Raw genomic sequence first — 9,356 nt, 5'->3', positions numbered from 1 at the left:
CGCCGCCCCCGGCGCGGGACCTGCCCCTGCCCGCCGACGCGGTGCTGGCCTGGGGCGGCGCGGTCAACCTCGGGCGGCGCCAGCACATGCGCACGGCCCAGCTCGGGGCGGAAAACGTCCTCGACATCCCCGAACTGCGCGCCGCCGACCTTGCGGTTGTGAATCTCGACTGCGTCGTCAGCACTCTTGGAACACAGGGCGTCGACAAGGGCGAGGACGGCCCTTTCTACTATCGCGCCCGCCCCGAGATGCTGCGTGTCCTGACCGCCGCCGGAATCGATGCCGTCGCCGTGGCCAACGCCCATAGCGGCGATTACGGACCCACCGCCCTGCAACAGCAGCACGGCATTCTGGACGCGCTCGGCATCGCCAGCACCGGCAGCGGCGCGAACCGGCAGGATGCTTTCGCACCCGTCATCTGCCGCGCGGGTAATGTTCGCGTTGCCTTGCTCAGCGTCGACACGACCCAGCATCGCTTCGCCGCCGGCGATGACGGCTTCGGCACCGCCTACCTGTCCCCCAGGGATCCGCAGGCCTGGCGCCGCGTTATGGGCGAACGCATCGCGGCTGCCGGCAAGCAAGCCGATATCGTCCTCGTCTCGGCGCATTGGCCCGCGCGAAGCACCCCGACAGCGGACAGTGACATCCGCACCCTGTCCCACGCCCTGGTCGATGCCGGCGCCCACGGCGTGCTCGGCACCACCGGCGCGCATCTCCACGGGATCGAACTCTATCACGGGAAACCGATCATCCACGGCACCGGCTCCCTGCTGTCCGACACGCCGCGCGCGTGGTTCCGGCCCGGCGGGCTTTTCCGCTTCGGCCTGGGCAAGACCGGGATCGCATGGGTCGAATACGTGCCGGTCGGTATCGGCGACGGCTTCAGCCAGCGCCTCGAAGGCGAGGCGGCAACACGGGCCATCGACAGCTTCGACAGTGCCTGCCATGCACTGGGTACTGCGCTCACCCGCAACGCGGAACAGGCCTTCGTCCGGGTCGATCCCTCGGCGCCGCGCTCCGGCAGCACCGCCGCCCCCGCAATCCGGCCCTCCGACCGCTACCGTCACGACGTATTGGCAACTTATACGCCCGACGCCGCCCTCGGGCAGGCAGGATTCGTTCCCGGCGATGCGCGCATCGCACCGGTGTCTCTGAACGGGCTTCAGTTGCTTGGCATGCGGATACGGCCATCATCCATCACCTGCCGGCAGATGCTCTGGATCGAGACCTGGTGGTCCAGCCCCAAACCTGTCCGGGAAGACCTCCGCCTCAGCTTCGTCGCCATCCCGCAAGGTTCCGGGGAAGCGGCCGAATGGGGCCGGGGGACCGACCACGACCCGTGCGACTGGATGCAACCCACCAGCCGCTGGCAGCCGGGACGGATCTATTACGATCATTACGGCCTGCGCCCGCCCGCACAGGAACATATCGTTCCCGGCGCGCTCCAGATCGAGCTTCGCGTCCTCGGCCAAAGACCGAACAGCGACTGCTACCTGTTTCCGCGGCCCATCCCGGTAGAGCCACCCGCCTGACTCCCCGCGCCCCACGCGCCAACGCCCGGCGGCACCCCTTCGGGAACTGCGCACGTGCACTCTTTCAGCAGAGCGTCGACCACGCGGTTGAGCCCCGTTGCGTTCGAACCCTTCACCATGATGACGTCATCTGCCCGCGCTTCGGATTTCAGAACCTCCCGCAGGCCCTCCGGCCCGCCCAGCGCCCGGTGCCCGGGCAGGTCTGCCGCGCCATCGAACTCCGGGCCCAACGTATAGACACGGTCAAGCTTCAGCTCGCCCAGATACGCCACCAGCTTGGCGTGTTCCTGCGCACTGACATCGCCCAGCTCCGCCATCGACCCCAGCACCGCGATCCTCCGGCCCTGTGTGGGCGTATTGCGCAGGTGGATCAATGCCGCGCGCATCGACGCCGGATTGGCGTTGTAGGAATGGTTCAGCAGCACGCAGGCCCCGGCCTGCACCGGCAGCCGATGCATGTCGCCGCGGCCGCGCGTGACGCGAAAACTCGCAAAGCGCTCTGCCAGCCGGTCCAGTGGCAGGCCCAGGGCGTGAAACACCGCACAGGTCGCCATGAAATTCTCCAGCATGTGCGGCCCGTGCCGAAGACAATGCGCCAGCTGCAGGCGCCTGTCACCTATGCCGATCGTCGCCACACCGCGTTTGGCATCGAACCCCAGCAACACCACGTGATCCTGCGCCCGGCGACCGTAATGGATCACCTCCAGCCCCTTGTTACGGGCCACCTCCTGCAGATACGCACCCTCGTGCATGCCGCTGTTCAGGATCACCGGCGCGCCGGGGCGCATCCCCTCGAAGATTCGCGCCTTGCGCTTGGCGATCGTGCGCAAATCCTGGTGATAGAGGACATGTGCCAGCTGGATATTGGTAAACACCGCGACGTCAGGCCGTGCCAGCCTGGAATTGTCCGCCATGCCGCCGATTGCAAGCTCCAGCACCACGAACCGGTCGCGCTCCGACGCGCAGCCCAGGTTCCAGGCCACGCCTCTCGGCCGGTTGCCACTCTCGCGCGTGGCATAGACCGGCCCAAGCGACCGCAGCGCATGTGCGGTCAGGTCCGTGGTCGATGTCTTGCCCGAACTGCCCGTGATCGCCACGACCGGCGCCTCGATTCGTCCGCGCGCATCTCGCGCCAGCCGCATCAGCGCCTGCATAGGGTTCGGCACTTGCAAAATCGCTTCCGCCTCCAGCGCCGCCGGCACCTCGTCTGAAACGACCACCAGCCGCGGGCGCAGCCCCTCGCGCGCCAATGTCTCCGGCGTGATGCCAAAGGCCATCTCGCCCGTTCTGAGGAAAACGATATCGCCGGGTCGGTAGGTCGGAAAATAGGTCGAAATGCCCGAGACGACCCGGCTCTCGTCATCGACATGCATCCACGCGGCCCCGCGCAGGAGCGTCGCGACAGTCCTCAATGTCCAGTCGGGCATGCAGGCATCTCCCTTCTCCGGAAAGCAGCATGCCATCTCGCGCGCATATCGGCGGATGGCATACCCGGCCCCGGGCGGCGTGCGCTCCGGGGCCGGGGTCCGGTCGGCTTATACCGCCGTGTCGTCGCTCCCGCCAGTCAACCCGCCGGTCAGCCCGTCCAGCAGGCCGCCATCCAGCAGGCCGCCATCCAGCAGGCCGTCGGTCAGACCGCCCAGCAGTCCGCCGCCGCCCGACGGGTCGCCATCGGTGATCAGCACCAAGCCGGTCGCGTTCGCCACCAGCCCCTCGTCGCCGATCACCTCGCCCAGCAGGCCGTCATTGCCGGTCACGTCGCCAAGAAGGCCGCTGTTGCCGGTGACATCGCCCAGCAATCCGCCGTCCGACACCACGTCATCCAGCAGCCCGGCATCCGAGCCGGTCAGCCCGGACAGCAGGCCGTCAAGCGGGCTGTCGTCGCCGCCCAGCAGACCATCCAGCGGGCTGCCTTCGCCGCCCAGCAGACCACCCAGCGGGCTGCCTTCGCCGCCCAGTAGGCCGCCTGTCAGGCCACCCAGCAGACCTTCCTCACCGGTCAGACCATCCAGCAGGCCACCGTCGCCGCCCAACAAGCCTTCAAGCGGGCCGCCGTCGCCTCCGAGCAGGCCACCCAGCAGACCTTCCTCACCAGTCAGGCCACCCAGCAGGCCGTCGTCGCCGGTCAGACCGTCCAGCGGACCACCGTCTCCTCCCAGCAGACCACCCAGCAGGCCGTCGCCGCCGGTGCCGCCGCCCGGTGTGCCACTCTCGCCGAGCGTGCCGGTTCCGACAAGATCACCGACCAGTCCGTCCGATCCGGTCACGTCGCTTAGCGCACCGTCATTCTGCAGCAGGTCGCCCAGCAGGCCCTCGGACCCGGTGACATCCCCCAGGACGCCCTCGTTTCCGGTCAGGTCGCCCAGCAGGCCGCTATCGGACACCACGCCATCAAGCAGGCCGGTCTCGTCGCCCTGCACGCCGTCACCCAGGATCGGCTGCCCCAGAAGTTCCTTACCAAGATCGCCAAGCGCGCCCTCGGCACCGACCAGATCACCAAGCAGCCCTTCCGAACCGGTCACGTCGCCCAGGACACCGTCATCATCGGTCACGCCGGCCAGCAATCCGCCAGCGCCGATCAGCGGATCGAGCAACCCTTGGGCATCCGCGTCGGCGTCCGCATCCGCGTCAGCATCTGCATCCGCGTCAGCATCTGCATCGGCGTCCGCATCTGCATCGGCGTCCGCATCTGCATCGGCATCCGCATCAGCGTCGGCATCCGCATCTGCGTCGGCGTCCGCATCCGCGTCAGCGTCGGCATCCGCATCCCCGTCAGCATCCGCATCGGCATCGGCGTCCGCGTCGGCATCAGCGTCCGCGTCCGTATCCGGCGGCGCACTACTGCTTCCGCCACTCGCCAAAGCCGCCAGCCCGATGCCACCGAGCACCGCCGCCGCGATTCCCTCCTCCGAGAATCCGGCGCCAAGCCCGCCGCCTTCGGTCGGGTCGCCATCGACGACCGGGCCGTTGCTGTACACGATGCTGTGCAGCGACCCGTTCTCGGTCGGAACGTAGTAGTCCTTGACCGTCACCGTGTTGCCATTGCCGAAGTCGATCACCAGGTCATCGCCCGTCCGTACGTATTTCTCCTGACCGGTCTGATCCATGTTCAGGAATACACGGGCCTGGTCCGGAGACGCTTGAATCGTTCTGTTCGCCATTTTCTTTAACACTCCCATTTATCAGCGGCCCGTGATGGGCCTCACCCTCACCCAGAGCTTATGCATGTAATTCAACGCCATAAGTATATTGTCAATATTTTTAGTATGTATTGATAGATCTTTCGTATTGTTTTTCGCTTGCCCGCGAAACCATCTGTCGCAGCTCTGTCACACCACCGGCATCCGCACGTGACGCGCCCCTCGATCGGAGAGAACTTGCAAGCCTTTGGTATGCAAAGCTTTTGCCGATCAACCCAGGACTGCAAGGCCTGACAGGATCCCCGAACGCAGTTTCCACCGCCTTCCCGCGCCGCCTCGCCTGCGCGATTTCCCCCTATTTCTCTGGACTTGCGCGATCATTCGCCCAACACTGCGATGCATCACCTCACCTGGTAATTCCCTTCTTTCGATGGAGAGAGGCGGACCATGCTAGGTGAGTGGTGGTGGGGGGTGGCACAATCCGCCTCTCTGCTGGGGCGCCTCCGGTACGGGGCGTCCCAGCGCTCGGAGAAGGCTTTCAGGGGGCCTCCTCCTACGCCTCCCTGTCTGTCAGGTCAGCGATCCCGGGTTCTCGTCTGCGCGTGTCCACGCCCCTTTCGGATGATTTCCGGGCGGCAGATCCGCCCGGAAACACTTTCTCTTGGCGCTAGATGGCCGTGTCGTCGCTCCCGCCAGTCAACCCGCCGGTCAGCCCGTCCAGCAGGCCGCCATCCAGCAGGCCGTCCGTCAGACCGCCCAGCAGTCCGCCGCCGCCCGCCGGGTCGCCATCGGTGATCAGCACCAGGTCGGTCGCGTCCGCCACCAGACCCTCGTCTCCGATCACCTCGCCCAGCAGGCCGTCATTGCCGGTCACGTCGCCAAGAAGGCCGCTGTTGCCGGTGACATCGCCCAGCAATCCGCCGTCCGACACCACGTCATCCAGCAGCCCGGCATCCGAACCGGTCAGCCCGGACAGCAGGCCGTCAAGCGGGCTTTCGTCGCCGCCCAGCACGCCGTCGAGCGGGCTTCCTTCACCGCCCAGCAAGGCATCCAGCGGGCTGCCTTCGCCACCCAGCAGGCCACCTGTCAGACCACCCAGCAGGCCGGCTTCACCGGTCAGACCATCCAGCAGGCCACCGTCTCCTCCCAGCAGGCCGTCGAGCGGGCTACCTTCGCCTCCGAGCAGACCGCCCAGCAGACCATCCTCACCAGTCAGACCGCCCAACAGGCCGTCGTCGCCGGTCAGACCGTCCAGCGGGCCGCCGTCTCCTCCCAGCAGGCCGTCCAGCGGGCCGCCATCGCCTCCGAGCAGACCGCCCAGCAGACCATCGTCTCCGGTAAGACCGCCCAACACGCCGTCCTCACCGATCAGACCGTCCAGAGGCCCGTCGCCGCCCATGCCGTCATCCGGCATGCCGTTCTCGCCCAGGGACCCGGTGCCGATCAGGTCACCGACCAGTCCGTCCGAACCGGTCACTTCGCCCAGCGCACCGTCATTCTGCAGCAAGTCACCCAGCAGGCCCTCGGACCCGGTGACATCCCCCAGGACGCCCTCGTTTCCGGTCAGGTCGCCCAGCAGGCCGCTATCCGAAACCACGCCATCAAGCAGGCCGGTCTCGTCGCCCTGCACGCCGTCGCCCAGGATCGGCTGGCCGAACAGGTCATCGCCCAGCTCGCCAAGTGCGCCGTCGGCACCGACCAGGTCACCAAGCAGCCCTTCCGAGCCGGTGACATCTCCCAGAAGCCCACCATTATCGGTGACCCCCGACAGCAGCCCTCCGGCGCCGATCACCGGATCGAGCAAGCCTTGGACATCCGCGTCGGCGTCCGCATCAGCATCTGCGTCCGCGTCAGCATCCGCGTCGGCGTCCGCATCCGCGTCGGCGTCCGCATCTGCGTCAGCATCCGCATCCGCGTCGGCATCCGCATCCGCGTCTGCGTCAGCGTCTGCATCCGCATCTGCGTCCGCATCGGCGTCAGCATCCGCGTCGGCGTCAGCGTCTGCATCCGCATCTGCGTCAGCGTCTGCGTCGGCATCCGCATCTGCGTCAGCGTCGGCGTCGGCGTCTGCATCAGCATCTGCGTCCGCATCGGCGTCAGCATCCGCGTCTGCGTCAGCGTCTGCATCCGCGTCTGCGTCAGCGTCTGCATCCGCATCTGCGTCAGCATCCGCGTCGGCATCTGCATCCGCATCTGCGTCAGCATCCGCGTCGGCATCTGCATCAGCGTCAGCATCCGCGTCAGCATCGGCATCCGCATCGGCGTCCGCATCAGCATCGGCATCGGCATCCGCGTCGGCGTCAGCATCAGCATCCGCGTCCGCATCAGCATCGGCATCCGCGTCGGCGTCAGCATCCGCATCGGCGTCCGCATCCGTATCATCCAACGGTGCGCTGCTGCCGCCGCTCGCGGCCACCGCCGCCAGCCCGATGCCACCGAGCACCGCCGCCGCGATTCCCTCCTCCGAGAACCCGGCGCCAAGGCCGCCGCCTTCGGTCGGGTCGCCATCGACGACCGGGCCGTTGCTGTACACGATGCTGTGCAGCGAGCCGTTCTCGGTCGGCAGGTAGTAGTCCTTGACCGTCACCGTCTCTCCGGCGCCTAGGTCAATGACAAGGTCGTTGCCGGACCGTGTATAAACTTCCTGTCCTGTCTGATCGACATTCAGAAAGACGCGCACCTCCGTCGGGGACGCTTGGATAATTCTGTTCGCCATGTTTTCCACTCCTGTTTCAACCCCCTCTCGCACAGGCCCCTGAAAACTACAGCCTTAAGTATGTGCGAAATCCTTAAGTATATATCAGACGACCCAAAGCACTAAAAGTCAAGACTACTGCACGCCATTCATGGCGATTTTCCGGCAGCCGCAGCAAAACACTCCAAAAATCAGCGCCGCCGCCCACCTCTCGGCAAAAAAACGCCCCACCAAAAGGCGGGGCGTCAAGGTGCCGATCCGGCAAGTCGGATCAGATGAGGGAGTCTTCTGCTCCGAGAAGACCACCGAGCAAGCCGTCATCGCCTCCCAGCAGGCCACCGGCCAAACCGCCGAGCAGGCCGCCGGAGCCCGACGAATCACCATCCGTCAGCAGCACGAGGTCGGTCACTTCCGTCACGATGCCTTCGTCACCGATCACGTCGCCGAGAAGGCCGTCATTCCCGGTCACGTCGCCCAGCAGGCCGCTGTTCCCGGTCACATCGCCCAGCAGGCCGCCATCGGCAATCGCCGGATCGAGCAGCCCGCCGCCTTCGCCACCGAGGAACCCTCCGGTCAGGCCGCCGAGAAGACCGTCATCCCCGGTAAGGCCGCCCAGCAGACCGTCCTCGCCAGTCACGCCACCCAGCAACCCTTCGTCGCCAAGCACGCCACCGACAAGACCGTCCTCGCCCAGCAGACCGTCATTCCCGGTCACGCCGCCAAGCAGGCCCTCATCTCCGGTCACGCCACCCAGCAACCCCTCGTCGCCAAGCAGGCCACCGACAAGGCCCTCCTCGCCCAGCAGACCGCCGGCCAGTCCTTCACTGCCCAGAAGCCCACCCAGCAGACCGTCATCGCCGGTCACACCGCCGAGCAGGCCCTCTTCTCCGGTCACGCCACCCAGCAACCCCTCGTCGCCAAGCAGGCCACCGACAAGGCCGTCCTCGCCCAGCAGGCCGCCGGCCAGGCCCTCGGTGCCCAAAAGACCGCCCACCGGGCCGTCGCCACCCAGCAAACCGCCGGCAAGCCCGTCTTCGGCCAACAGGCCGCCGACAAGACCATCCTCCGTCAACAAGCCGCCGACCAGTCCGTCCTCCGTCAACAGGCCGCCGACAAGGCCGTCCGGTTCGGCCAGGCCAGAGGTCAGACCCGTCGTTCCGAGCAGACCGCCCAGAAGCGACTCCTCTCCCAGCAATCCGTCCGTCACACTGTCCAGCGGGTCGTCCGACATCGAACCGTCACCGACCAGTCCCGCCCCCAACAGGGAACCAAGAAGACCCTCGCTGCCGGTCACCGGGCTCAGCAATCCGTCATCGCCGGCCAGCGTCCCCAGCAAACCTTCCGACCCCGTGATCGCGCCCAGGCCACCGTCGTTGCCGGTGACGGGGCCAAGAATGCCATCGTCGGCAATGACCGAGTCGAGAACGCCGGTCGTCTGCTCCGGATCGGGGTCAGGTTCCGGCTCCGGGTCCGGATCAGGCTCCGGATCGGGATCGGGTTCCGGATCCGGATCGGGCTCCGGGTCGGGATCGGGATCCAGCGTCTCGCCGCCGTTGCTGTCATCCAGGTGCGACGCCAGGGCAATGCCCCCGATGCCCGCCGCGGCCGCCAGCCCGGCCCCAAGGCCGTTCATCCCGAAGCCCTGGCCAAGGCCTGCGACGGCCTCCTCGCCCATCACGCCTTCCACGCCGCTATAGCTGCCATCCGCATAGATAAGGCGATGCGCCTCTCCGTTCGCGGCGCCGCCGTAAAAATCTTCGATCCGAATGGTGTCGCCATTGGTCAGTTCGACCATCAGGTCGTCCCCGGACCTCGTAAATCGGCTCACGCTGTCGCGGTTGACCGAAATTTGGACATCCACCGCATCACCTGCCACCTGTCCACTCATCGCCATATCTTACATCCTTTTTCACAAGGCCCCCTGAGGCCAGAATCACAAACTTAGGATTGCCCCCACGGCAAATTACATATCAAATGTATGTATCAATA

6 protein-coding genes are annotated in these 9,356 nt (G+C 66.6%); 1 reads left to right on the top strand and 5 read right to left on the bottom strand.

The window, feature by feature from the left end; all coding sequences use genetic code 11:
- Positions 1-1,532: CapA family protein (locus RBB31_RS19830; protein WP_306130985.1), on the top strand; the 1,532-nt coding region annotated here is incomplete at its 5' end.
- On the opposite strand, the gene murF is transcribed toward RBB31_RS19830, so the two are convergent.
- The 5 genes from murF to RBB31_RS19805 all read right to left on the bottom strand — a co-directional run bounded on the left by murF (position 1,490) and on the right by RBB31_RS19805 (position 9,261).
- Positions 1,490-2,959 carry a UDP-N-acetylmuramoyl-tripeptide--D-alanyl-D-alanine ligase gene (gene murF, locus RBB31_RS19825; protein WP_306130984.1) on the bottom strand — a complete coding sequence of 490 codons (1,470 nt, stop codon included), beginning with the start codon at positions 2,957-2,959 and terminating at the stop codon, positions 1,490-1,492. The two genes, RBB31_RS19830 and murF, sit on opposite strands and share 43 nt — an antisense overlap.
- A 108-nt stretch (positions 2,960-3,067) precedes the next feature.
- Positions 3,068-4,639 carry a hypothetical protein gene (locus tag RBB31_RS19820; protein WP_306130983.1) on the bottom strand — a complete coding sequence of 524 codons (1,572 nt, stop codon included), beginning with the start codon at positions 4,637-4,639 and terminating at the stop codon, positions 3,068-3,070.
- A gap of 700 nt (positions 4,640-5,339) precedes the next feature.
- Positions 5,340-6,476: a hypothetical protein gene (locus RBB31_RS19815; RefSeq protein ID WP_306130982.1), complete on the bottom strand. Its 1,137-nt coding sequence runs from the start codon at positions 6,474-6,476 to the stop codon at positions 5,340-5,342.
- The gene (locus tag RBB31_RS19810) at positions 6,461-7,045 is read right to left on the bottom strand and encodes a hypothetical protein (RefSeq protein ID WP_306130981.1); all 585 of its coding nucleotides are present in this window, start codon (positions 7,043-7,045) and stop codon (positions 6,461-6,463) included. The genes RBB31_RS19815 and RBB31_RS19810 overlap by 16 nt, the downstream gene beginning before the upstream one ends.
- A gap of 593 nt (positions 7,046-7,638) precedes the next feature.
- Positions 7,639-9,261, bottom strand: coding sequence for a BapA prefix-like domain-containing protein (locus RBB31_RS19805; RefSeq protein WP_306130980.1), 1,623 nt, complete (start codon positions 9,259-9,261; stop codon positions 7,639-7,641).
- Between the last annotated feature and the right edge of the window lie 95 nt (positions 9,262-9,356).

Origin of the sequence: Roseovarius sp. MMSF_3350 (assembly GCF_030733425.1) — a bacterium.
GTDB lineage: Bacteria > Pseudomonadota > Alphaproteobacteria > Rhodobacterales > Rhodobacteraceae > Roseovarius.
Note: the sequence above shows the minus strand (reverse complement) of the source record. Positions and strands in the feature narration are given on the sequence as shown.